This is a genomic window from Salinibacterium sp. AL4.1, assembly GCF_059767305.1.
In genome coordinates, this window is record NZ_JBSOQK010000001.1 from 811,179 (window position 1) to 834,587 (window position 23,409).

A 23,409-nucleotide genomic window follows, 5' to 3' on the forward strand; every position below is an offset into this window, starting at 1 on the left:
GATGGCTAGCGGCTAGCACTTTCCTGAACGTTGCCTGATTGCACGCTGAATTCGACGCGCTAAAATTGGGCTCATGAGTATTGGAACCGGAATTGTCCTTGTCGTTATCGGCGCGATTCTTACTTTCGCGCTCGATTTTCAAGTCGAAGGAGTCAACCTTGACCTCATCGGCTACATCCTGATGGGTGCCGGAGTGGTCACGTTCATCATTGGTCTCGTGCTGACGCTGCGCAATCGCACGTCAGTCGCCACCGTGCACAACGGCACCGACGGAGCGAATGGCTCCGTGAGCGAGCGTCGCACCTCGACGCGATCAGACGAAACTTTCTAACAACCACCACGTTCAACACACGAAAGGCGCGTCCCGATTACTCGGGGCGCGCCTTTCGCGTTGCTCACACGGTGATTTCATCGCCGTGCGCCATTTCGATAACGGCCGGCCCAAGGCTGCCAGTCCCCTCCGGCTTCAGACAGCAGGCGCCTCGCTCGTTCCCGGTGGCCGCGAACCAAAGCAGCATCGCCGAGTGTTCCCTCTGCTCCAGTGCTCCCTCTTACGCCTGTGATCACCGAGGTGTACCGCGGACGCGTGCCCCGGGACAAAGCCTCTCTCAACCCTCCGCCCGCGACAGCGAGAACCTGCCATTCCAGTTCGTCTGAGACTGCTTCCCAACTTTCATCACACGCATCGCAGCTGCACGTGGGGAAAATAAAGTCCGAGAGTGCGCCGGCGTGAACCAGCACAGACGGATGCTCGGTGAGCACAAACGTGAGTGGCGCCGCGTGTGGACTCCGCGGGGTGAGTCGCACCGCACGAGCGACCTCGTCGACCGCATCCACGTCGAAGAGTAGGTCGCTGGCGTTGGCCAGGTCGTCGCTCACCTCGACGTCGTACTCTTCGATGAGGTGAGCAATCAGCGCCTCCGCGACCGTATGCAGCGGGCGCAGCCGCTCAAGGTTCGAGGTGACACTGTAGGTGTCTTCCGGCGGCGACTCATTGCCCCAGCGCTCGCCATACGGGACCACGTTGCCCGCGGCATCCTGGAACACAGGCGCCACTATCGGTGGCCGCACATACGATGACATGTCGTGAGTCTAGAACGGGCACCCCTCGCATTAGCAAGGGGTGCCCGCTTAAAGTGCTGCCGCGATTAGCAGCAACGAAGGTTAAGCGTCGACGATGTCGATCGCGTGCACGTAGCGAGCGTCAATGCGCTCCCCTACGGTCGCGAGAACATCAGCGGAGGCCTGCGAGTCGACCGTGAGCACGGAGAGAGCGTTGCCGCCTTCGCTCTCGCGCGCGATCTGCATGCCGGCAATGTTGATGTTGGCGTCGCCGAACTCCTTACCGAAGACGGCAACGATTCCGGTGCGGTCTTCATACATCATGACGATGAGGTGATCCGCAAGCGGAACCTCAATGTCGTAGCCGTTGATCTCGACGATCTTCTCGAGCTGCTTGTTGCCGACCAGGGTTCCCGAAACGGAAACCTGCGAGCCGTCAGCAAGCGAACCACGGATGGTCAGCAGGTTACGGTATTCGGAGCTCACGGCATCCGTAATCAAACGAACCGTGAGACCACGCTGGTCAGCGAGCAGCGGAGCGTTGACGTAGCTAACCGTCTCTGACACCACGTTCGTGAAGATGCCCTTGAGCGCAGCAAGCTTGAGCACGTTGACATCGTGTTCGACGATCTCGCCGCGAACCTCGATGTCGACATTGGTGACGGGGCTGTCGGAGAGACCCGAGAAGACCTGGCCGAGCTTTTCCATGAGCGGGATGCCGGGGCGCACGGTTTGGTGAATGATGCCACCAGCAACGTTCACGGCGTCGGGCACGAGCTCGCCACCGAGGGCGAGTCGAACCGACTTGGCTACCGAAACGCCAGCCTTCTCTTGCGCTTCAGCGGTGGAAGCCCCGAGGTGAGGCGTGACAATGGTGTTCTCGAGCTCGAGAAGCGGCGAGCCCGTGGGCGGCTCGCTCACAAACACGTCGAGGCCAGCGCCAGCAATGCGACGCGACTTGAGGGCCGTGTAGAGGGCGTCTTCGTCGACGAGGCCACCACGGGCCACGTTGACGATGTAGGCGCTCAACTTCATGCGAGCAAACTGCTCGGTGGAAATCATGCCCGTGGTCTCGGGAGTCTTAGGCATGTGGATCGTAATGAAGTCCGAACGCTCGAGCAGTTCGTCGAGCGAAACGAGCGTGACGCCCATCTGCTGCGCGCGAGCGGCCGTGACGTAGGGGTCGTACGCGATGATGCTCGTGCCGAAGGCCTGCATCCGCTCAGTAATGAGACCACCGATACGGCCGAGGCCGATGATGCCGATCGTCTTCTCAAAGAGCTCGGTACCGGAGTACTGCGAGCGCTTCCACTGCCCCTGCGCGAGAGCGCTGGAGGCTGCCGGAATGTGACGCGCGAGGCTCAGAATGTGCCCGACGGTCAGCTCCGCAGCCGAGATGATGTTGGAGGTAGGAGCGTTCACCACCATGACACCGGCAGCGGTAGCCGCCTTGATGTCCACGTTGTCGAGGCCAACGCCGGCGCGAGCAATGACCTTCAGGCCAGGCGCGGCCGCGAGAGCATCGGCATCCATTTGGGTCGCAGAGCGGATGAGAACGGCCTGCGCATCAGAGAGCGCAGACTTCAACGCGTCACGGTCAGTGCCGTCAACGTTTCGAATCTCAAAGTCGGGCCCGAGGGCGTCAACTGTTGCGGGGGAAAGTTCTTCGGCGATCACGACGATCGGCTTAGCCACAGATCTGATCCTTCAATTCGCGGGGACTTCGCGCTGACACAACGAAGGCTGCTGGAGTAGACAACTACTGCAACTTTAGCGGCGACGGGAAGCCGCCGTTGCCATGTGACAACTCAGTGCGACGATAGACCCATCATGGATGCCATCGAAGTCGCCCAGTGGGCCTTGCGTATCGCCCTCGCACTCGCGTTCATCGCGATGGGCGTGAGCCACTTTGTGGCCGCTCCTGCCCGCACAATGCGGGCCATGATCCCACCCGTTTTGCGACAGCCGTGGATCCCCTCCCCCGCTGCTCTCGTCACGATTACGGGACTCTGTGAGATCGCTGGCGGTCTGGGGTTGCTGTGGGAGCCGGTGCGGTTCATTACCGCGATCGCACTCATCGTGTTTCTAATCGCCGTATTCCCGGCCAATGCCTATGCGGCCGAGCATCCGGATCGCTTTGGTAAAGCAGCGCTGCCGTTCTGGCCACGCTATTTCGGGCAACTTGCACTGATCCTCCTGATTCTGCTCGCTGCCCTGTAAATCTACGGTTCACAGAAATTTCAGCGGCGCACAACGAAACAGGCGATTCCTGCGTCTACCTAGGTAGGAGGAAAAAATGATCACAAAATCGATGTTCGCAAAGTTCACCCCACTGCTCGCTGTCAGTCTGCTGGCGCTGGCAGCCTGTGCCGGCCCGGCAGATAGTTCAGACGAGCCACCGCTCGACAGCGGCCCCGATGTGGGCGTCGAAGAGACCCCGGGCGATGCGATGCCCGTCGAAGGCATCGAGGGCACGTGGCTGTACGCCGACGGCACCGACCCCTCCGGGGCTTTGGCGCTCGACGACACGGTCACCGTCACGCTCACGATCACTAGCGACGGGCTTGCAGGTGAGTCGACCTGCAACAACTACTCCGCGACGCTCACCGGGGCCCCCGACGAACTCACTGTTGGCCCGGTCACTTCCACTAAACGAGCGTGCGCTGACGCTGCCCTCACCGACTTCGAGACGCGATACCTTGCCGCCGTCGCCGCCACGACGACAGCCATTCCCACCGGTGGCAGCCTGGTGCTGCAGGGCAACGGCGTGAACCTCAACTTTTTGCCGTCGTCGTCCCTGCCGCTCGGCTAGTTCTCAGCGTGCACGCTCCCAGAACCCCCAGTTCGCGGCTAAACAGGGCCCCTTCGCCACGTTCTCACCCGAATCTCACACTCCCGGTGGAACAATCAGGTCATGGATCAGCGGTTTAGCCGCCAGCTGGCTTTAACCAACTTCGGCGAGGCGGCGCAAAAGAATTTGGCGCGCTCTCGCGTGCTCGTGATCGGCGCGGGTGGCGTCGGCAGCACGGTCATTCCGTCGCTCGCCGCGGCCGGTGTCGGCACCGTTGGTGTCATCGACGATGACCGGGTTGAGCTCAGCAATTTGCACCGCCAACACATCCACCGTCTGTTGGATGTCGGCCACAAGAAGGTCGTGTCGGCCGTTGAACGCGTCGCCGATCTCAGCCCCGCCACCACCATCATTGCGATCGATGCCAAGCTCACTCCCCACAATGCTCTCGAACTCTTTGCGGACTACGACCTCGTGGTCGATGGCAGCGACAACTACGCCACTCACTACCTTGCTGCGGATGCCGCGGAAATCACAGGAATCCCCTTGGTGTGGGGCGTCGCCTGCGAGTTCTGGGCTCAGGCCGGAGTCTCGTGGCCCGCGCGCGGTGCGGGATTCCGCGACCTGTACCCCCTGCCGCCCGAGACGGCAGGCGTGGATACCAATGTGATGCGCGGCATTTTCCCCGGCGCCGTGAGTGTGGTCGCCTCGATCGTGACGAGCGAGGCCATCAAGATCGCCGCTGATATCGGAACGACTCTGCTCAACCGGGCAACGATCTACGATGCTCTCTCGGGCGAGTTTTCTGAGCAACGGTTCGAACGCGCCGTCGATGCCCAGCCCATCACCGAGCTCGCCGACTACCGGCACCTTTGTGCCTACTCGCCCATGGACGAGTGGCCCACGAGCTGACTTCGGTAGTGCTACCGGTCTGAGGCTGTTACGCGATCGCGAATCGACCAGCGCGCCCACTTTGCGCGACTGATAGCAATAAGGCCGACCGCAATCGCGATGATGAACGCCGCGATGCCGAGCACGTAGACGAACACGCCACCCCACCCGTCGGGGCCATTGGGTTGCAAGAAGGGGTACGGAAACCAGCCGTCGAGTAACCCGCGCGCGATCGTGAAGGCCAACCACGCAACCGGGTAGATGACCACAATGCGCACGTCGCGCATCCGCAACACCGGTCGTGACGGCGAGAACAGCCAGTCAAGCAGCAAGAACAGCGGCACCCACACGTGGATGACTTCGTTGGGCCATTGAATGCCCACGTAACCCTCGTCGGGCAGCCCGCGCAGCAACACGTTGTAGACGACGGCGGTCACAACTGCATACGAGACGATGGATGCTCGCAGCACGCCCAACAGGCTCGACTCGGCGCGCAGGCGCACGGCCGCCAGCCCGCTCAGCGCAAGAATCACGACGTTGATCAGGCTCGACTGAATGGTGAAGTAGCTGTAGTACTCCACCGCCACGAAGTCATTGTGAATCGACTCGTCGATCACCTGGGTGGCGATGCTCGCGAGCACGAGCGCTGAGGCAATGAGCCGCAGTGCGCCAACGAGTCGGAGTGATTTTGGGGGCCGGTTCACCAAGGCGAAGTCTCGGGATCGGGGGGATTTGCGCTGCGCGTTCGTCGTCACTCCGACAGACTAGTCTGCAGACGCACGATCAACCGAGGAGTTCAGCATGCCGTTCACGGATCACGACGGGAACGAGCTGCGCAGCCTGCCACTGGTCTACCGACTGGACCGCGATTTTCAAGTTGCCGAGGCGTTTTGCTGGCGCGACCCGCGCCCTGGCGGCACGGCGATCGAAGTTCCAGCGCACGATGCTTCGTTGCCACCTACCGAGGGCAACAGCACAGACTTCGCCTCGGTTCCGCCGTTTCTATGGGGACTTATCGCCAGCTACGGCAAGCAAACTCTCGCCGCGATTCTGCATGACCACCTGACTCACCAGACACGTCTGGCGCCCGCTGACGAGCGTCTGGCGCTACGCCGCGTCGCTGATGAAACGTTCCGGGTCGCTCTCGCCGATAGCGGCGTTCACCAGTTGCGCGCCCGCGTGATGTGGACGGCCGTCGGCATTGAACGGTACGCCCACCACGGTGGGGTTCTCGGCTGGCTCATCATCGCGCAACTAGCGCTTGGCATTCTGGCGCTGATCGCTGCGGTCGCGCTGGGAGTTGCCGTGCATCCGCTCTGGTTCCTGCTCGCCGCAGCACCCACCGTACTTGCCGTCGTCTGGGGCAAGAACGCCGACCTCATGCTCGCGTCGACCTATCTTGGTGCGCTCTACGCTCCCCTGGTCGCCGCCGCCTTCATCGGCTCACGACTCGAACAGCTCTTGGCATTCATCATCTGGGTTGCTTCGGGAACGCCCGGCCCTGCGCCGAAGGCCGAACCGACCCTGCGCTGGCCCGACCACGGCACGACGCTGCCGCCGCTGTAGCGCCGCTTCACGGCGCACGCGGCTCATGAGCACGACTGCACCCGCGCCCACTCCCCCGACTACCGCCTCACGTTAACGACCAACGGCCGCCCCGCAGAAGCGGAACGGCCGGTGGTGTGACGAGCGAAAGTTAGCGTGCTGCTGAGCCGTCGGTGTAGTCGTTGTCTTGCTGCTTCCAAGCGAAGAGAGCGCGAAGCTCCTTGCCGGTTGCTTCGATGGGGTGGTTCTGGCCCTTTTCGCGCAGGGCGAGGAACTCGGTTCCGCCATTGTCCATGTCGTTGATGAAGCGGTCTGCGAAGGCACCCGACTGGATGTCCGCGAGAACAGCTTTCATGTTCTCCTTGACCGACTCGTCGATGACGCGGGGGCCCGAGACGTAGTCGCCGTACTCAGCGGTGTCAGAAACGCTCCAACGCTGCTTGGCGATGCCGCCCTCCCACATGAGGTCAACGATGAGCTTGAGCTCGTGAAGTACCTCGAAGTAAGCGATCTGCGGCTGGTATCCAGCCTCGATGAGGGTTTCGAAGCCGTACTGAACGAGCTGCGAGGTTCCGCCACAGAGAACAGCCTGCTCACCGAACAGGTCGGTCTCAGTCTCTTCGGTGAACGTGGTCTTGATGCCACCGGCGCGAAGTCCACCGATTGCCTTGGAGTACGACCATGCCATGTCCCACGCGGTGCCACTGGCGTCGTTCTCAACAGCAACGATGACGGGAACGCCACGGCCAGCTTCGTACTCGCGGCGAACGGTGTGACCCGGTCCCTTAGGAGCAACGAGGATGACGTCGACGTCCGAAGGAGCGTCGATGTAGCCGAAGCGGATGTTGAAGCCGTGTCCGAAGACCAGAACGTTTCCGGCTTCAAGGTTGTCCTTGATGTCGGCGGCGTAGAGGCCACGCTGGTGCTGGTCGGGAGCAAGGATCACGACAACGTCAGCCCACTTGGCTGCCTCGGCGCTCGTGAGCACCTCGAAGCCAGCGTCGGTTGCCTTTGCGATGCTCTTCGAGCCCTCCTTGAGGCCGATCTTGACCTCAACACCGGAGTCGCGCAGGTTCAGTGCGTGAGCGTGGCCCTGTGAGCCATAGCCGATAACGGCAACCTTCTTGCCCTGGATGAGCGCGAGGTCAGCGTCTTTGTCGTAAAAGATCTCAGTCACAGTTGTGATTCTCCTTAGTTGTTGTTCTGTTAGTTCTTAAAAACTCGGTCGGTGATGCTCTTCGAACCACGGCCCATGGCCAGCAGCCCACTCTGAGCAATTTCTTTGATCCCGTAGGGCTCGAGCACTCGCAAGAATGCTTGAATCTTGCCCGAGTCACCCGTGGTTTCGATGATGAGCGCATCGGATGCGACATCAACCACCCGGGCACGGAACAGGTTTACCGCTTCGAGAATTTGTGAGCGCGTCGTGTTATCGACGCGCACCTTGATGAGCAGGTGTTCGCGGGTTACCGACTGGTCAGGGTCGAGTTCCACGATCTTGATCACGTTGATGAGCTTGTTGAGCTGCTTCGTGACCTGCTCCAGGGGAAGCTCCTCGACATCCACCACAACAGTGATGCGCGAAAGGCCTTCAATTTCGCTCGAGCCCACAGCCAGCGACTGGATGTTGAACCCGCGACGAGCGAACAGCCCGGCAACACGGGTCAGTAGACCCGGCTTGTCTTCTACGAGTAGAGAAAGTACGTGACTCATCGCTTTACTCCTCTTCCCACTCGGGGGCATGGTCGCGGGCATACTGCACGCTTGAGTTTCCGACGCCCTGCGGCACCATCGGCCACACCATCGAGTCGCGGCTCACCACGAAGTCAATGACAACGGGGCGGTCATTGGTCTCGAGCGCCAGCTTGATAGCCGGGTCGATTTCTTCTTTCTTCGTGACGCGGATCGCGAGGCATCCGTAGGCGTCAGCCAGCTTGACGAAATCGGGAATCATGACGGTGTCGTGACCGGTGTTGAGGTCAGTGAACGAGTGGCGTCCGTCGTAGAACAGCGTCTGCCACTGGCGAACCATGCCAAGGCTGGAGTTGTTGATGACCGCAACCTTGATCGGAATCTTGTTGATCGTGCAGGTGGCCAACTCTTGGTTGGTCATCTGGAAACAGCCGTCACCGTCGATGGCCCACACGGGGCGATCGGGGTTCGCAACCTTGGCGCCCATGGCAGCGGGAACGCCGTATCCCATGGTTCCAGCGCCACCCGAGTTGAGCCAGGAGTTGGGGCGTTCGTGCTTGATGAACTGAGCAGACCACATCTGGTGCTGACCGACGCCGGCGGCGAAGATGCCCTCGGGGCCCGTAATTTCGCCGATGCGCTGAATCACGTATTGCGGCGACAGCAGTCCGTCATCCGGCTCCGTGAAACCGAGGGGGAACTGGTTGCGCAGCGAGTTGAGGCGCTCCCACCACTCGGTGTAGTCCGGCTTCGTCGTGGTGATCGTGTCAGTGAACGCGGCGGTGAGATCGATGATGACGTCTTTCGCGTCACCCACGATCGGCACTTCAGCCGCCCGAATCTTGCCGATCTCAGCCGGGTCGATGTCCACGTGGACAACCTTGGCCAAAGGCGCAAACTCACTCGGCTTGCCCGTAACGCGGTCGTCGAAACGTGCGCCGAGCGAGATGAGGAGATCGGACTCTTGGATTGCGAGAACAGCAGGCACAGAGCCGTGCATTCCCGGCATCCCGAGGTTCAATTCGTTGGAGTCGGGGAACGCACCGCGAGCCATCAGTGTAGTGACGATGGGCGCGCCGACGAGGGTAGCCAGTTCGAGCAGCTCGGCGGACGCACCGGAGCGAACAACGCCGCCACCGACGTAGAACACGGGGCGCTCGGCCTCGGCCAGCATCTGCGCTGCGGCCTGAACTTGCTTGCCGTGCGCCTTCATGACCGGGCGGTAGCCGGGCAAGTCGACCTTGGGCGGCCAGATGAACGGGGCGGATGCCTGCTGGCAGTCCTTGGTAACGTCAACGAGCACCGGACCAGGACGGCCCGTTGTCGCGATGTGGTACGCCGCAGCCAGAGTGGCCGGGATATCTTCCGGCTTCGTGACGAGGAACGAGTGCTTCGTGATCGGCATCGTGATGCCCGAGATGTCGACCTCTTGAAAAGCGTCGGTTCCCATCGAGGTCGAGAACACCTGACCGGTGATCGCGAGCAGCGGTACGGAGTCCATGTGGGCATCCGCGATGGCGGTTACGAGGTTCGTTGCTCCCGGACCCGACGTCGCGATGCAGACACCGAGCTTTCCGGATGACGAGGCGTAGCCCTCCGCAGCGTGACCAGCACCCTGCTCGTGGCGAACCAGAATGTGACGAATAGCAGTGGATGCCATCAGTTCGTCGTAGAAGGGCATGATGGCGCCGCCGGGCAAGCCGAAGACGTCTTTCACGCCCAACTTTTCCAGACTGCGCAGAATTGCACCTGAGCCGGTCAGAATATCCGGCGTAGTGCTCTTCGGCCGCGGTGCGGTTTCAGAGGACATGTGTAAATCCTTTAAGTCGAATGGTGAGCTGGCGCTAACTGGTGACCGCGCCGCGAGCGGCGGACTGCACAAGCTTCGAATACTTGGCAAGAACGCCTCGCGTGTAACGCGGAGGGAGGGGGGCCCAGCCTTTTCGGCGGGCTTCGAGCTCAGCGGAGTCGACAAGTAAGTCGAGCGAGCGAGCTGCGATATTGACCCGTATCAGATCACCATCGCGCACGAAGGCAATAGGACCTGCGTCTACTGCTTCGGGAGCTATGTGGCCGATGCACAGCCCGGTTGTGCCGCCTGAGAATCGTCCGTCCGTCAAGAGTAGTACATCTTTTCCGAGTCCAGCGCCCTTAATGGCCGCCGTGATCGCCAGCATCTCGCGCATACCGGGGCCACCCTTGGGGCCCTCATAGCGGATGACGAGAACCGAGCCCGCCTTGATGGTGCCTGCGGTGAGAGCATCCAGAGCTTCACGCTCGCGTTCGAAGACGCGCGCTGGGCCCTCGAACTCGGAGAGGTCGAAGCCGGCCGTCTTCACGACAGCGCCCTCGGGAGCCAGCGAACCCTTGAGGATCGTGAGGCCACCGGTGGGGTGGATGGGGTTGTCGAAGGTGCGCAGAACTTCACCGTCGAGAGGGTCGATATCCATCTCGGCAAGGTTCTCGGCGACGGTCTTGCCCGTGACGGTGAGGGCGTCGCCGTGAATGAGGCCCTCCTCCATGAGTGCCTTCATCAGCACGGGAAGTCCGCCGTGACGGTCGACGTCGTTCATGACGTACTTGCCGAAAGGCTTGAGGTCAGCGAGGTGGGGAACCTTGTCGCCGATGCGGTTGAAGTCGTCGAGAGTGAGCTCAACTTCAGCTTCGCTCGCGATAGCAAGAATGTGCAGCACAACGTTGGTCGAACCACCGAGCGCCATTGCGACGGTGATGGCGTTCTCGAAAGCCTTCTTGGTCATGATGTCGCGCGAGGTGATACCCAGGCGCAACAGGTTTACGACGGCTTCGCCCGAACGGTGCGCGAAGTAGTCGCGACGACGGTCGGCGGATGCGGGGCTCGCCGAGCCGGGAAGGCTCATTCCCAGCGCTTCCGCGACGCTTGCCATGGTGTTGGCGGTGTACATACCGCCACAGGCTCCCTCGCCCGGAGCGAAAGCACACTCGATGCGCTTGGCATCAGCTTCAGTCATCCGGCCAGCCTTGACCGCGCCGACAGCCTCGAAGGAGTCAATGATTGTGATGTCTTTTTCGGTGCCGTCGCTGAGCTTGACCCAGCCCGGGGCGATCGAACCGGCGTAGAGGAACACCGAAGAGAGGTTGAGTCGGGCTGCCGCCATCAACATTCCAGGAAGCGACTTGTCGCAACCGGCGAGCGTGACAGAACCATCGAGACGCTCGGCCTCCATGACGACCTCAACCGAGTCAGCAATAACCTCACGGCTGACGAGCGAGAAGTGCATTCCCTCGTGGCCCATCGAGATGCCGTCGGAGACGCTGATCGTGCCGAACTGCAGCGGGTATCCCCCGCCGGCGTGCACGCCCTCTTTCGCTGCCTGCGCAAGGCGGTCAAGCGAAAGGTTGCACGGCGTGATCTCGTTCCACGAGCTCGCAATACCAATCTGCGGCTTCTCCCAGTCCGCGTCTCCCATGCCCACCGCGCGGAGCATTCCGCGCGACGTTGTCGCTTCAATTCCGTCAGTGACAGTGCGTGAACGTGGCTTGATATCGATCGAATTGCTCTCAGACATGCTTCGAGTTTAGGGCTTCGCGAAACCTCAGTTTGTCCGCGCGGATACCACGGCTTCTCGACGATCGGCCAGAATCGCTAAAACGTGTGCAATTTCGGCTGTGCCGGCGACCCTCAATTGCGCTGCCGAGGGGGCATCGCCCACTCGCACTCCGAGGTCGTTGGGGCCGAGAACGAGAATCGCATCTTCATCAGTGGTGTCGTCGCCGGCGAAGAAAACGGCATCCGCACCGGTGTAATCCCGTAGACGTTTGATGGCATCGCCCTTGTCGGCGTCGTGGATGGCGAACTCCACAATGTTCTTGCCAAAACGCGTCGTGAGACCGGGAATCTCAGTTTCGACTCGCGTGACCGCCTCGTGTGTCAGCCGCTCGGCATCCTCAGCGCTCGTCATGCGCACGTGCAGCGCACGACCGGCAGGCTTCAGCTCGACCCACGCGCCCTCGGCACTATCGGCGAGCTCGTGCATGAGGGCATCGAGGCGTTCGAGGGCCGTCGTGTTCTCGGCGCTCATCGGCAACGGGGAGTCGCCTTCGTCGAGGCGATATTCGAGCCCGTGCGATCCGCCGAAGAGCACGCGGTCACCGAGATGGGCGACGTGCTCGAGGCTGTCGATCGCGCGCCCCGAAACTAGGGCAACACGAGTGTCGGCGAAGTCGAGCATCCGCAGCAATTGTTCTTGCGCTGCCGGAATGGCCCGAGCCTCCAGCGGGTCATCGACCTCAGGCGCCAACGTGCCGTCAAAGTCAAGAGCGATCAGCAGAGTGCGGGCAGTGACGAGCTGCTCAATAGCCGCCTCGATCTCGGAGGCAGTTGAATAGGTCACGGCTTTCTCACTCGCTTTCGTTCGATAGTCCACTCGACCTCTTCGGCCATTTCGAGCGGAGCGATGCGGCGGTGACGGTCGGAACGTGTCGCCGCCAAGTTCTTGAGGAACGCGTTCGACCAGCGCTCGACGTCGTGCTCAAGCACGCGCTTGCGCATCGAACGCATCCGAGTCGCACGATCAGCCTTAGGCATGTTGACGGCGCGAAGCATCGCATCTTTCAAACCGTCGATGTCGTGCGGGTTAATAAGTAGTGCCTTGCGCAGCTCTTCAGAGGCTCCCGCGAACTCGCTCAGGATGAGAACACCGTCGTTGTCGAAGCGGGCGGCCACATACTCTTTCGCCACCAGGTTCATGCCATCACGCAGTGCGGTTACGAGCAAGACGTCGGCAGCAAGATACAGCGCCACCATCTCTTCGCGAGGAAAGCCCTGGTGCAGGTAGTTGATCGGCGCGTGGCTCAGCGTGCTGAACTCACCATTAATGCGACCAACAGTGAGCTCGATCTCATCGCGCAAGTGCATGTACGCCTCGACACGTTCACGGCTGGGGCTCGCGACCTGAATGAGCGCAACGTCGCCCACTTCAATCGAACCATCGCGCAAGAGTTCGCCGTAGGCCTTCAAGCGGTGGCGGATGCCCTTGGTGTAGTCGAGGCGGTCAACGCCGAACATGACCGTCTTGGGGTTACCGAGGCCCTTACGAATGTCACGTGCGCGCTGCTGAATTGCAGGATCGCGCGCAAGTTCTTCGAAGCTGCGTGCGTCGATCGAGATCGGGAAAGCCTTCGCGACAACACGCCGAGTCGGCTGGCCCTCAATCGTGACCTCAATGGCGGGGTTTTTAGTCGGATGGTTCGTCAGTCGACGAACAGCAGACGAGAAGTTCGAGGCATCCGATGAGCGCTGGAAACCAACGACGTCGGCCCCGAGCATGCCTTCGATGATCTGCGTGCGCCACGGCAGCTGCGCGAAAATTCCGTAGGGCGGGAAGGGAATGTGGTTGAAGAAACCAATAGTGAGGTCGGGGCGCTGTTCACGCAACATGCGCGGCACGAGCTGGAGTTGGTAATCCTGAACCCACACGACTGCGCCGTCGGCGCTAATGGCGGCAGTGGCATCCGCGAAGCGCTGGTTGACGGCCACGTAGTCATCCCACCACTCACGGTGGTAGGCGGGTGGCGCAATAACGTCGTGATAGAGCGGCCAGAGGGTGTCATTGCTGAACCCCTCGTAGTACTCCTCAATATCTTGAGTGCTGAGCGGAACCGGGATGATCTGGATGCCCTCGTTTTGGAACGGCTCAACCTCGAGATCAGGCTTGCCAGCCCAGCCGACCCAGGCGCCGTCGGCCTTCTTCATGATCGGCTCGAGGGCAGTAACGAGACCACCTGGCGAGCGCCTCCACGTGAGGGATCCGTCGTCTTCAACCGTGCAATCCACGGGAAGCCGGTTCGAAACCACCACGAAGTCGTATTCAGCGAGAGAAGAATTCTTCTGTGATTCCGTCATGTAGCAACGTTACCAGTGGGGCCTGCGTTGGGGCTGGGGATAGCGTTACTAGACCATTTCTTTCCTGTGACGGAACCGAGACGTTTGCAAAACATCGTGTAGCGGTTGGGCTAAAGCGCTCGAGAATCGGCCGCCGACAGGATCGCTCCCGTCGCGGCCGATTTTCGTATGCGCTTCACCGCGAACACCGACAGGGCGACGCTCACGACTCCGAGCGCCAGCAGAGCGATTGCCGCGGTGATCGCCGACTGCGGGCTTCCGCCGGAGATAATCGTGTACATCCCCTCAACGGCATAAGTCAGCGGCAAGAACGGGCTCACCACTTGGAATGGTGCCGCCAAGGCCTCGATCGGATACACGCCGCCCGTAGAGGTCAGCTGAATAGAGAGCAAGAAGAGTGAAATCACGAGCCCTCCGCGGCCCAGCGCTGCGATCAAGAAGTAGTGGAACGCCGCGAACGACAGCGCCATCAGCAACGCGAAACCGGCCGTCGCGGGAGCAAGCGCCCAATCCACTCCCACCACCACGTGCAGCAAGAGCACGAGCAACACCGCTTGCACGACAGTGACCACGGATGCCCGGATCAACGTCGCCGCGACGATGCGCCCGTTGCGAGCCGTGGATGACAGCGAGCGGTACGAGGGAAGCGTCAGCACCAGGAACACGGCCAGCGCTCCCAGCCACAAGCCGAGCGGAATGAAGAAGGTCGCGATCGCCTGCGCGGGTTCAGTGACCTCGTTGTCGGTCGTGACCGAGAGCGTAATGGGCTCAGCCGCGATATCGGCGTTCGACGTAGTATCAGTCGCATCGTCGGCAGTCGGCACGAGAGCTGAGCCCTCGCTCAAGCCAGTGGAGAGCTCCTTCGCGCCCGAGGTTAGCTCCTTCGCTCCCGTGGTGAGCGGCGCAGATCCCTCAGCGAGTTGCGAAGCCCCCGACGCGCTCTGGGAGATTCCGTATTGAATGCCGCCGACGGCATCCGCCGTTTGAGTCTTTAGCGTTCCGCCGCCCGCGGAGGCCTGATTGAGGCCGTCAACAACAGCCTGAAGCGTGCCCTTTAGTTGCGGATCAGTAATTTGCGCTTGGATGGCGGGGTTGATCGCCGCGAGAGTCGAGGCGAGCTGCGAAACACCGGCGGTGTACTCGCTGACTCCGGTCGTGAGCCCCGACAGGTTCGAAGCGCCGTAGTTCAGATCAGCGAGACCGGATGACAGAGAGTCGACGCCCTCGGTGTAGCTGGTGAGTCCGGTCGAGAGGTCTGTCGCGCCATCCGCTAGCTGGGTGGCGCCGTCGGCGGCATCGGAGAGCGCTCCCCCGAGTTCTCCCACGCTCGCGTAGATTCCGTCGATGTACTGAGAGGTGATCGCGCGCCCAAAGGTATCGGTCATGGATTGACCGACGACCTGAGCCACTGACCCGGTGAGGTAGCTGTGCGAGTCGTCGGTGCGAATTGAAATCTGGGCCTGTGACGGCGCGTCGGTCGAGAGCGACAGGATCGACTCAGAGAACTCGGTGGGCACCGTGAGGATCGCGTAGACGTCACCGCGGGCGAGTGCCTCTTCGGCATCGCTCGAGTTGGTGATCGTCCATTCGAAGCCCTCGGCTCCGGTGAGTTCTGTGACGAGCTGGCGACCAGCGAAAACGATCTGCTCTTCGCCCTCTGGCGTGGTCGTGGTCTGCAATTCGTCGTTGTTCACGAGAGCAACAGGGATGTTGTCGATCGCGCTCTCGCCGTCGCCTGCGGCGGCAACGAAGAGTCCGGTGAAGGCAAGCGGGAGAACCGCGACCGCAACAAACCCACTGATGGTTAGCCAGCGTCGACGCGGTATCGCGGTGGGGTATGAGGTGCTCATCGAAGGAGTCCTTCCGGTGCAAGCAGGTAGAGATCGACGACAATCACGGCACGGTCTCCGCGATCAATTTCACTGGCAGCGGTCACCGGTCTTCCGGTGCCAAACAGGATGGTCACGCTGGGGTCAGCCAGTCGTGTGACGGCGGTGAGGAACACCGCCTCATCCTCCGCTTCGGCAAACTGGTCGAAGCGATCGAAGAAAACGACATCGGTACCTTCGGCAAGACCAATCGCCGCGAGCGCAATCGACCGCTCCAACTGAGGCAGGGCGTTGACGTTGGTGTCGGCCGCGATCGGAATTGTGCGGCGAGCGGTAACGTCGGCGAGCACGTCGTTGATACGCGAAATCCAGCTCGAAACGGTAGCCGAGGTGCGCGGAGTGCGCTTCCAGTGCTGGGTCATTTCGATACGTTCACGCAGCATGGCATCCATCGACGCGGCATCTTCGCTGTACGGCGTTCCCCCGATTTCGGAGAGGGCAACTCGTTTGTTCACCTGATCGGAGTGCGAAGGCAACGGGTACCCGAGCACTTGCACCATTCCCGAGACGGGAGGAAGGATGCCCGAAAGCGTCGCTCCCATGATGCGGCGGTCGTGACGATCCCCCGATGCAATCACGACAGCGCCGCAGGGCACCGCAAGTGAGATTGGACCAAGGCCACGCTGGGCTGTGCCCGCGACAAGGTATTCAGCGCTCATCGAGAGCGCGGACTGGGTGGATGCCCATTCCAATTCGTGACGGTGCTCACGCAATTGCTCGCCCTCGATGTCCACGTTGGGAAGTAGTTTGTCGAGCCATGCCGGCAGCCACCAGGCGGCATTGCCGAAGAGCGCCATGAGGGCGGGAACGAGCGTCATGCGCACGAGGAAGGCATCGAAGGCGATACCGACGGCAAGGCCGAGGGCGATGGGTTTGATCGTTCCGCTGCCTTCGGGCACGAAGGCAAAGAAGACGAAGAACATAATGAGTGCGGCGGCGGTAACGACCCGGGCGCTACTCGCGAAGCCGTGGCGCACCGAGGAGAGCGCTTTGCCGGTCTTTACGAATTCTTCCCGCATTCCCGAGACCAAGAACACTTCGTAGTCCATCGCCAAGCCAAAGAGCACCGCCATCAACAGAATGGGCATGAAGCTCAGGATGGGGCCGGGGTTGTCGACGCCGATCAGGTCTCCGAGCCATCCCCATTGGAAGACCGCCACCACAACACCGAACGACGCGACGACGGAAAGCAAGAAGCCCACTGCCGCCTTGATCGGCACCAACACCGAGCGGAACACCATCATGAGCAGCAGAATCGAGAGCCCCACGACGATCAACCCGAAGGGCACCAGCGCGCTGCTGAGTCGGTTCGAAATGTCGATACCGATAGCGGTAGTACCCGTCACGAAGATCGGGATGTCGTACTTGCGCTCCATTTCAGGAGCGAGATCGCGAATCGTTTGCACGAGCGCTTTGGTTTCTTCAGAGTCCGGCGAGCTGGACGGAGTGACCTGGATGATCGCCGTGTCGAGTCCGTCATCGGGGAAGCCCTGCGAGACGAAGTCGACGTCATCGAGCTTCTCAAGATCGGCCGCGATCGCTTCCAGGTCATCCTGAATGTCGATCGTCTGGGTGATGTCGAGAGCCACAACGAGCGGGCCGTTGTAGCCAGGGCCGAAGCCTTCGGTCACCAGGTCAAACGCTTCGCGTTGGGTCGAACCTTCGGGCTCCGAACCGCCATCGGGCAGGCTCAGCGTGAGGCTCGCTGCTGGAATCGCCACCGTGCCGAGTATCGCTACCACGGCGATCGTCGCCAGCCACGGGTGCTTCGTCACGCCGCGAACCCAGCGTGCACCCATGCTGCGGCTTTCGTCGGCGGATGCCGTGAAGCGTCGCTGCGCCCGCGAGCCGGTCTTAGGGATCAGCCGCGCTCCCGCCAGCCCCAACAGGGCGGGCAGCAATGTCGTGGCAACCCCCATCGCGATGAAGACTGCAACGGCGGCGCCGATGCCCATCACACTCAAGAATGGGATGCCGACTACGAGCAACCCGAGCAGCGCGATGATGACGGTGACGCCCGCAAAGATCACGGCGCTCCCGGCCGTTCCGACCGCCATCGCGGCCGATTCTTCGGGTTCTTCACCGTGCGCGAGCTGTGCCCGATGCCTCGACACGATGAACAGGGCGTAGTCGATTCCGACTGCTAACCCGATCATGAGCGCGAGCAACGGCGCCGAACTCGACACGGTCGTGAAGGCGGAGAGGGTAGTGATCAGGCCCATCACAATTCCGACGCCGATGAGGGCGCTCAGCAGCGGCATCCCGGCGGCAAGCAGGGATCCGAACGTGATGACCAACACGAGGCCAGCGAATACAACACCAATCACTTCGGTGACGGTGAGGCCGAATGACGTGTCTTGAAAGACCTGACCACCGAATTCAACGCGCAGTCCGGCATCCTCACCGATGGAGGCGGTATCGACGAGCTCTTCCAACGTCGCCACCGTGACATCGGTCGCGACACCGTCGAACTGCACTCGGATGATCGCCATGCTGTGGTCGTCAGAAACGGCCTTGCCCGCGTACTCATCGAAGGGGCTCACGGCCGAATCGATGCCGTCAATGCTGTCGATAGCGGCCGTGATCCGTTCAATCACTGCCTCAGAGTTCTCGATGCGTGAACCGTCTTCGTCGACAATAACGGCTGTTGCCGATGCTCCCGCCACCGAGGGGAACACTGCCTCGAGCCGGTCGAGGGCTGCTTGCGATTCGGTGCCGGGAATCTCGAACGACTCTTGAGTTTGCCCGCCCAGAGCGATGCCTCCGCCGAGAGTGCCGCCCACGAGCAGCAGCCAGACCACAAGAACGCGCCACGGATGACGGTACGAGAATCGACCGAGTCGGTAGAGAAGAGTTGCCACGGGTGCTCCGGTTCTGGGTGCTGTGCGTTGGTGAAGTGCGGTAGTGCTGGCGCTGTCGAGAGCGCTTAGTCGGCGCGAACGGGAGCGAGAAGCTCGCTCATGATCTCGACGAGCGCCCGACGAGTTTCTTCGTCAGACTCGATGGGCATTTCGAGGTTGTCGGCCGTGCAGAGCATGTAGGCGGAGCCGCCGAGGGCAATTCCAAAACGCATTTTGTCGCGCGGGTTTGATGTCAGGGCAGCGAAGCACTCCACGAGGCGACGAACGGTGTCGTTGGCGCGGTCAATGACGGCCAGCCCCACGAGTGATGGCCCCTGATTGATGAAGAGGTGCACCTCTTGCCTGCAATCGAAGATGAAATCGACGAAGCTCTCGATGAAGGCAGTTCCGAACTCGGCCCTGATCCCGCTCGTCTCGAGGCGACTCACGAGTTCGTCGAGGCGGCCGACTGCGGGGCCTGCCGCGGCTTCGAGAAGCGCCTCTTTCGACGTGAAGTGATACAAAACACTCGATTTCGAGAGACCCGCAAGCTCGGCAATTCGCTGGATAGAGGTGCCGGTGTAGCCGGCGATGGCGAACTCGGCGAGCGCGATGCGCTGTAGCTCTTGTTGACTAGACACCACTCGAGACTAACTGACCGATCGGTCAGTTACCGCATCACGACCACTTTCTCAGCGCAGTTGCAGGGATCGAGCCACTTCTGCGGGCCACCCGCTGGTCGCGCCCAGCATCTCACGCTAGCGTTAACCCACCCAACCCCCGGAGGAAAAATGCGCAAATACTTGTTCAACGGCAGTCTCCTCAGCGCGGTCGCTGGCGGCTGGAGCATATTTCAGACCACCAAGCAGGGCCCGCGTGACTGGCGCCTCATTCTCATGTGGATCAGCTGGGGCCTGACGGTCGCCATTGCTGTCGGCACGATCGCCAAAGAGGCCCAAGACTCCTACGAGCTCGAGCGCTAGCCACGTCGCCGGTATTACTCGCTAGCGCCTGAACGCTGAGCGCGATAGCGAGCCGCTGCCTCAACAACGCCACGGAACAGTCGGGCGTCTTCTTTGGCATCCTCTTCGGGATGCCACTGAACGGCGACCCCAAAGTCGACGCTGGGCAGTTCGACCGCCTGAATAACGCCGTCGTCACCGCGGCCGGAAACCACAAGTCCCTCGGCTAGATCGCCAATTGCCTGATGGTGGTACGACTTCACGGCAACGCTACTGTCGCCCCCCAGCAATGACGAGAGTTCGCTGCCGGGCTCGACAGCAACATCGTTTACAAGGAAGGTGCCGCCGCCTGCGCCGTAGCGGCTTGAACCGATCACCTCGGGCAGGTGCTGGATGATCGTGCCGCCCAGCGCAACGTTCAACATCTGGGCTCCACGGCAAATCCCCAGAAAAGGCAAATTCTCGTCGATGGCCGCGCGCAGTAGGGCATCTTCGAACGCGTCACGGTCCTTGCGCGGAACATCGGTTGTCGGGTGGGGCTCTTGACCATAGCGAGCCGGGTCGACATCTTTGCCTCCGGTAAGAATCAAGCCGTCGAGACCATGGATGAGCGAGCTCGCGATCTCAGCATCTACGGGCTGAGGCGGCAGCAACACGGCGATTCCGCCGGCATCCGTCACTGCTTCAAAGTAGATCTTGGGCAGAAACGACGCCGGAAGATCCCACACGCCAGTTTGGGCCTGCTCCAGGTAGGACGTGAGGCCGATTATCGGACGCGAACTGGTGCCCATGCGGACCCCTCCCCATCGAAGAATTAGAACGTTTGTATCCAAAGGATATAGGGCGAGGCCAGCGAATTGTTGGTTCCTGAGTACTGTTCTCAGGTTTCTCCGTTATTTTTGCTGACTTACTGGTCTGCCTAACCGCATCGAAGCGGTTTCGGCCAGTGTGCTGCAGTTCGCGCTCATCCGGCTTGTGCGCCGCCTAACCCCCGTAAGCGCAAAGCCACAACTAGATGGTGCCTTTCCCTGACTCAGCCGCATCTCTCTGACCCAAACCAAGGAACGCTGTTGAAACGAACTATCACCATGCTCGCCATCGGGGCGATCCTCATTGGCGGCACGGTACCCGCAGCCATCCTCCCCACGCACGACGACGAAGTATTCATCGCGGATGCCTCGACCCTCGCTCAGGCACCCACACCTGGTGCTGGCGCCGGCACTTCAGCGGAAGACGAAGTGCAGACCTTCGCCTCCCCCGCCACTTCAGAAGCTGTGCCGGTCGTGCGCGACAGCTTCGACGTCGAACAAGTGCAGCAGCAGGTCGTTGTGACGGCATCCGGCCTCACCGGCACCCTCGAACTCTTCCCCGCCAATGGCGACGTCAACGACGGCTTCGGCTACCGAAACGGAAATGAATTCCACGGCGGCATCGACATTATGGCTCCGGAAGGCTCGGCCATCATCGCTGCCTCCCCCGGCACCGTCGAAAGCGTCTCCGACGGCGGCGGCTGGGGTCGCCACGTCATTATCGACCACGGCAACGGCATCAAAACTCTGTATGCCCACATGATTGAAGGGTCCCAAGCGGTCGTTGCCGGCCAGTGGGTTGCCGCAGGAACGTTCCTCGGTTCCGTCGGAAACACCGGCTATTCCACCTTCCCGCACCTCCACTTCGAGGTGTACGTGTTCGACACCCGCGTCGACCCGATGCCGTGGTTGCCGTAACCACGCAACTTCATCCCTCACGATGAGCGAGCCTGCACGCTGGTATTCAGCGGCGGGAATCCGCCAGTGTGGCCCCGACGCGAATGAGCGTCGGGGCCACACTTCGTTTGCTGCCGGCTAGCGTGCGTCAGCATCCATCCGGCGTCGCACGAAGACTGCAGCGCCACCGAGCACGATCATGCTCGCGGGCAACAGCCACCAGACGACCGAGATCCCGCCGGAGCCGGTGTACGCCAGGGTGGGCAGCTCGGCGGTAATGACCTCAGGCGAAATGCAGTCGTCGTCGCTGGGAACAACGAAGGCGAACGCGGGAGGGTCGTTCCACTCGAGTTCAAGCCCGTTCGGCTCGACCACCTGAGTGGTAACAAGCACTGAACCGGATGCCGCTACCGAGTAGGTTCCGGCACTGATGCCAGACACCCCGTTCACCGTGAACGTGACGAGCGCAGGGTCGTAGCCTGCGGCAACACCCAAAGTGTAGGTGCCCCCAACGCTGCAGCTAGCCTGCGCGAACGAAACCGCAGGCATGACGAGCCCCAGGGTCACGAGATCACACTCGGGGTCAGTCGGATCGAGTTGTGGGTCGAGCACGCCGCTGAAGGTCAGCGTCTGTGAGCCCAAGGCGATTCTCAGCCCAGGAGCCACTGCAGGAAACTGGGCTCCATTTGTTGCCGTTGCCGTGACGCTGTAGTCAGCGGGACCTTCGGGGTCGGCGATCTCGCCCCAGACGGCATTCACGACCGGGCCAAGAATGAGCCGCTGCGGTGCGTTACAGGTTGCCTGCTCGAAGCTCACTGCGGCTGTTGCGACTCTGTCACCGCCCACCTCGGGGCAGTTCTCAATCTCCTCGGCGGTGAGGTCTCGAACGGTCACAGCTGCACTTTCGTCGACCTTGATCGAACCGTAGAAGTACGAGTGCACGATCGTGATCGTGGCGAAGCCTCGGTTACTAGCCGACGGGCACGTCACTTCAATCGAGCTCTCCTCGGCGTTCGAGGCGCAGAGAGCACCGTCGTCGCTAGCAACGATGAACGATGGCGACGTCGCATCAAAGTCACCCGTGTCGTTGACATCGTCACCGAGCTCGCTCTCCAGCATCAGCACCGGTTGCACACCTGCTTTCACTACCCACCCACTCGGATGACTGTCACTGGGCACGAACTGGCAGACATAAACGGTGACGGGAGGCGGGCTGCAAGCACGAAGCTCGTCAGCGGTCAGCTGACGTGTGCTCTGCGTCTGCTCGAAACTCACTTGTGTGTTGCCGTAGAACAACTTCGTCGTTGTCGTGATGGTTATGATTCCGCCGTACTGATACGTCGGGCACGTGACTTCTTCGTCAACGATTACCTCGGTGTACGAGCAGAGGCTCGCGTCGTCGCTCGCGACCACGAACGACGGCTGTCGGTCGTTGAAGCTACCGGTGTCGTTAACGTCGTCTCCGAGCGCGTTGACGCTCACATGAATGGGTTGTTTGCCCGATTTGAGCTGGTAACCCGAAGGAGAGTTATCGCTCGAGACGAACTTGCACACCCACACTTTTTTGTCGTTATCGGGGCGAGCTTGTTGTTCGGGCTGAGCTGAACGGGCAACGGATGGCTCAACCGCGATGGTTTGCGCTGCCGGTTGCTTGGCAGCATCTGGCGCGGGCGAGACCGCCGGGGTGGGCACGACCGGTGCTGGGGTCGCGGGTGGCGCGGGCGCGGGCGCCGGCGCGGGAACGGGTTCGACGGGCGCAGCGACAACCGGCTGGGGTGCGGCAGGCCCGGGAGCAGCGCTCGGGGTTCCGGAACTCGAAGGCGCAGTAGCGGCTTGAGTTACTCCGGGGTCGTGGGCAGGGAGTGTGTCGTCAGCAAAAGCGGGCGCTGAGACGCCAAAGAGAGCACCTGCCGTGAGGGTGACACTGGCAACAGCGGCCAGCAGTTTTTTCAGGGACATGAGGGGCAGCTTTCTGCAGGGGGAATGCATTTCGACGCATCCGCACGCAACTGCAGGATCGTGGCCGCCATTGGCTCACGACAGGGAGTGCGAGCGCATTCACGGGGGCGAACTGCGCCGCTGGGGAGTGATTCGGGCATCACCTTCTTCTTCGCCATCGGGTTGACCGGAGCGGGCCGGTCTGGCGA

21 protein-coding genes are annotated in these 23,409 nt (G+C 61.6%); 7 read left to right on the forward strand and 14 right to left on the reverse strand.

Going from position 1 to position 23,409, the window contains the following annotated elements:
- The first annotated feature begins 73 nt into the window (after positions 1 to 73).
- Positions 74 to 331 carry a DUF6458 family protein gene (locus ACWTV3_RS03995; RefSeq protein ID WP_498476946.1) on the forward strand — a complete coding sequence of 86 codons (258 nt, stop codon included), beginning with the start codon at positions 74 to 76 and terminating at the stop codon, positions 329 to 331.
- Between the two features lie 77 nt (positions 332 to 408).
- Here the strand turns inward: ACWTV3_RS03995 and ACWTV3_RS04000 are convergent, their stop codons facing one another.
- Both ACWTV3_RS04000 and serA read right to left on the reverse strand, forming a co-directional pair.
- Positions 409 to 1,083 carry a DUF6226 family protein gene (locus ACWTV3_RS04000; protein ID WP_498476947.1) on the reverse strand — a complete coding sequence of 225 codons (675 nt, stop codon included), beginning with the start codon at positions 1,081 to 1,083 and terminating at the stop codon, positions 409 to 411.
- An 81-nt stretch (positions 1,084 to 1,164) separates the two neighbouring features.
- A complete protein-coding gene (gene serA, locus ACWTV3_RS04005; RefSeq protein ID WP_498476948.1) occupies positions 1,165 to 2,757 on the reverse strand; it encodes a phosphoglycerate dehydrogenase in 1,593 nt (530 codons plus the stop codon).
- Positions 2,758 to 2,892: 135 nt separating this feature from the next.
- Here serA and ACWTV3_RS04010 point away from each other — a divergent pair, with 135 nt between their 5' ends.
- The 3 genes from ACWTV3_RS04010 to ACWTV3_RS04020 all read left to right on the forward strand — a co-directional run bounded on the left by ACWTV3_RS04010 (position 2,893) and on the right by ACWTV3_RS04020 (position 4,765).
- On the forward strand, positions 2,893 to 3,282 hold the full coding sequence (locus ACWTV3_RS04010; RefSeq protein WP_498476949.1) for a DoxX family protein: 390 nt from the start codon (positions 2,893 to 2,895) through the stop codon (positions 3,280 to 3,282).
- A 76-nt stretch (positions 3,283 to 3,358) separates the two neighbouring features.
- Entirely contained in the window at positions 3,359 to 3,874 is a 516-nt protein-coding gene (locus tag ACWTV3_RS04015; protein ID WP_498476950.1) for an META domain-containing protein, read from the forward strand.
- A gap of 102 nt (positions 3,875 to 3,976) precedes the next feature.
- Positions 3,977 to 4,765 (forward strand): HesA/MoeB/ThiF family protein, encoded by a 789-nt coding sequence (locus tag ACWTV3_RS04020; RefSeq protein ID WP_498476951.1) that lies wholly within the window; start codon positions 3,977 to 3,979, stop codon positions 4,763 to 4,765.
- 11 nt (positions 4,766 to 4,776) lie between these two features.
- Here the strand turns inward: ACWTV3_RS04020 and ACWTV3_RS04025 are convergent, their stop codons facing one another.
- Positions 4,777 to 5,448 carry a Pr6Pr family membrane protein gene (locus ACWTV3_RS04025; protein ID WP_498476952.1) on the reverse strand — a complete coding sequence of 224 codons (672 nt, stop codon included), beginning with the start codon at positions 5,446 to 5,448 and terminating at the stop codon, positions 4,777 to 4,779.
- A 97-nt stretch (positions 5,449 to 5,545) separates the two neighbouring features.
- Between ACWTV3_RS04025 and ACWTV3_RS04030 the strand changes: the two genes are divergently transcribed.
- Positions 5,546 to 6,310 carry a DUF1353 domain-containing protein gene (locus ACWTV3_RS04030; protein ID WP_498476953.1) on the forward strand — a complete coding sequence of 255 codons (765 nt, stop codon included), beginning with the start codon at positions 5,546 to 5,548 and terminating at the stop codon, positions 6,308 to 6,310.
- A gap of 130 nt (positions 6,311 to 6,440) precedes the next feature.
- Here ACWTV3_RS04030 and ilvC read toward each other — a convergent pair whose 3' ends face one another.
- From ilvC to ACWTV3_RS04075, 9 genes are all read right to left on the reverse strand, one after another.
- Positions 6,441 to 7,466 (reverse strand): ketol-acid reductoisomerase, encoded by a 1,026-nt coding sequence (ilvC, locus tag ACWTV3_RS04035; protein ID WP_498476954.1) that lies wholly within the window; start codon positions 7,464 to 7,466, stop codon positions 6,441 to 6,443.
- Positions 7,467 to 7,495: 29 nt separating this feature from the next.
- Positions 7,496 to 8,002 (reverse strand): acetolactate synthase small subunit, encoded by a 507-nt coding sequence (ilvN, locus tag ACWTV3_RS04040; RefSeq protein ID WP_009772779.1) that lies wholly within the window; start codon positions 8,000 to 8,002, stop codon positions 7,496 to 7,498.
- Between the two features lie 4 nt (positions 8,003 to 8,006).
- A complete protein-coding gene (locus ACWTV3_RS04045; protein WP_498476955.1) occupies positions 8,007 to 9,791 on the reverse strand; it encodes an acetolactate synthase large subunit in 1,785 nt (594 codons plus the stop codon).
- A 34-nt stretch (positions 9,792 to 9,825) separates the two neighbouring features.
- On the reverse strand, positions 9,826 to 11,529 hold the full coding sequence (ilvD, locus tag ACWTV3_RS04050; protein ID WP_498476956.1) for a dihydroxy-acid dehydratase: 1,704 nt from the start codon (positions 11,527 to 11,529) through the stop codon (positions 9,826 to 9,828).
- A 27-nt stretch (positions 11,530 to 11,556) separates the two neighbouring features.
- Positions 11,557 to 12,354: a trehalose-phosphatase gene (otsB, locus tag ACWTV3_RS04055; RefSeq protein ID WP_498476957.1), complete on the reverse strand. Its 798-nt coding sequence runs from the start codon at positions 12,352 to 12,354 to the stop codon at positions 11,557 to 11,559.
- Positions 12,351 to 13,865 carry an alpha,alpha-trehalose-phosphate synthase (UDP-forming) gene (otsA, locus tag ACWTV3_RS04060; RefSeq protein ID WP_498476958.1) on the reverse strand — a complete coding sequence of 505 codons (1,515 nt, stop codon included), beginning with the start codon at positions 13,863 to 13,865 and terminating at the stop codon, positions 12,351 to 12,353. The genes otsB and otsA overlap by 4 nt, the downstream gene beginning before the upstream one ends.
- A 110-nt stretch (positions 13,866 to 13,975) precedes the next feature.
- Complete coding sequence (locus tag ACWTV3_RS04065) at positions 13,976 to 15,715, reverse strand: YhgE/Pip family protein (protein WP_498476959.1); 1,740 nt, start codon at positions 15,713 to 15,715, stop codon at positions 13,976 to 13,978.
- Positions 15,712 to 18,615 (reverse strand): MMPL family transporter, encoded by a 2,904-nt coding sequence (locus tag ACWTV3_RS04070; protein ID WP_498476960.1) that lies wholly within the window; start codon positions 18,613 to 18,615, stop codon positions 15,712 to 15,714. Before ACWTV3_RS04070 ends, ACWTV3_RS04065 begins: the two co-directional genes overlap by 4 nt.
- 65 nt (positions 18,616 to 18,680) lie before the next feature.
- Positions 18,681 to 19,235, reverse strand: coding sequence for a TetR/AcrR family transcriptional regulator (locus ACWTV3_RS04075; RefSeq protein WP_498476961.1), 555 nt, complete (start codon positions 19,233 to 19,235; stop codon positions 18,681 to 18,683).
- Positions 19,236 to 19,385: 150 nt separating this feature from the next.
- On the opposite strand from ACWTV3_RS04075, the gene ACWTV3_RS04080 reads away from it, so the two are divergent.
- A complete protein-coding gene (locus ACWTV3_RS04080; protein WP_341619471.1) occupies positions 19,386 to 19,577 on the forward strand; it encodes a hypothetical protein in 192 nt (63 codons plus the stop codon).
- 14 nt (positions 19,578 to 19,591) lie between these two features.
- Here ACWTV3_RS04080 and ACWTV3_RS04085 read toward each other — a convergent pair whose 3' ends face one another.
- Complete coding sequence (locus ACWTV3_RS04085; protein WP_498476962.1) at positions 19,592 to 20,347, reverse strand: gamma-glutamyl-gamma-aminobutyrate hydrolase family protein; 756 nt, start codon at positions 20,345 to 20,347, stop codon at positions 19,592 to 19,594.
- A gap of 279 nt (positions 20,348 to 20,626) precedes the next feature.
- Between ACWTV3_RS04085 and ACWTV3_RS04090 the strand changes: the two genes are divergently transcribed.
- A complete protein-coding gene (locus ACWTV3_RS04090) occupies positions 20,627 to 21,283 on the forward strand; it encodes a M23 family metallopeptidase (RefSeq protein ID WP_498476963.1) in 657 nt (218 codons plus the stop codon).
- A 117-nt stretch (positions 21,284 to 21,400) separates the two neighbouring features.
- On the opposite strand, the gene ACWTV3_RS04095 is transcribed toward ACWTV3_RS04090, so the two are convergent.
- Positions 21,401 to 23,221, reverse strand: a complete 1,821-nt coding sequence (locus ACWTV3_RS04095) for a hypothetical protein (protein WP_498476964.1) — start codon at positions 23,219 to 23,221, stop codon at positions 21,401 to 21,403.
- Positions 23,222 to 23,409 lie beyond the last annotated feature (188 nt).

Excerpts from the sequence above, each read along its gene's own strand:
- ilvD (WP_498476956.1), bottom strand. The coding sequence starts at position 11,529 with ATGTCTGAGAGCAATTCGATCGATATCAAGCCACGTTCACGCACTGTC.
- ACWTV3_RS04015 (WP_498476950.1), top strand. The coding sequence starts at position 3,359 with ATGATCACAAAATCGATGTTCGCAAAGTTCACCCCACTGCTCGCTGTC.
- otsA (WP_498476958.1), bottom strand. The coding sequence starts at position 13,865 with ATGACGGAATCACAGAAGAATTCTTCTCTCGCTGAATACGACTTCGTG.
- ACWTV3_RS03995 (WP_498476946.1), top strand. The coding sequence starts at position 74 with ATGAGTATTGGAACCGGAATTGTCCTTGTCGTTATCGGCGCGATTCTT.
- ilvN (WP_009772779.1), bottom strand. The coding sequence starts at position 8,002 with ATGAGTCACGTACTTTCTCTACTCGTAGAAGACAAGCCGGGTCTACTG.
- ACWTV3_RS04085 (WP_498476962.1), bottom strand. The coding sequence starts at position 20,347 with ATGGGCACCAGTTCGCGTCCGATAATCGGCCTCACGTCCTACCTGGAG.
- ACWTV3_RS04095 (WP_498476964.1), bottom strand. The coding sequence starts at position 23,221 with ATGTCCCTGAAAAAACTGCTGGCCGCTGTTGCCAGTGTCACCCTCACG.
- ACWTV3_RS04010 (WP_498476949.1), top strand. The coding sequence starts at position 2,893 with ATGGATGCCATCGAAGTCGCCCAGTGGGCCTTGCGTATCGCCCTCGCA.
- ACWTV3_RS04030 (WP_498476953.1), top strand. The coding sequence starts at position 5,546 with ATGCCGTTCACGGATCACGACGGGAACGAGCTGCGCAGCCTGCCACTG.
- ACWTV3_RS04000 (WP_498476947.1), bottom strand. The coding sequence starts at position 1,083 with ATGTCATCGTATGTGCGGCCACCGATAGTGGCGCCTGTGTTCCAGGAT.
- ACWTV3_RS04080 (WP_341619471.1), top strand. The coding sequence starts at position 19,386 with ATGCGCAAATACTTGTTCAACGGCAGTCTCCTCAGCGCGGTCGCTGGC.
- ACWTV3_RS04020 (WP_498476951.1), top strand. The coding sequence starts at position 3,977 with ATGGATCAGCGGTTTAGCCGCCAGCTGGCTTTAACCAACTTCGGCGAG.
- ACWTV3_RS04065 (WP_498476959.1), bottom strand. The coding sequence starts at position 15,715 with ATGAGCACCTCATACCCCACCGCGATACCGCGTCGACGCTGGCTAACC.
- ACWTV3_RS04045 (WP_498476955.1), bottom strand. The coding sequence starts at position 9,791 with ATGTCCTCTGAAACCGCACCGCGGCCGAAGAGCACTACGCCGGATATT.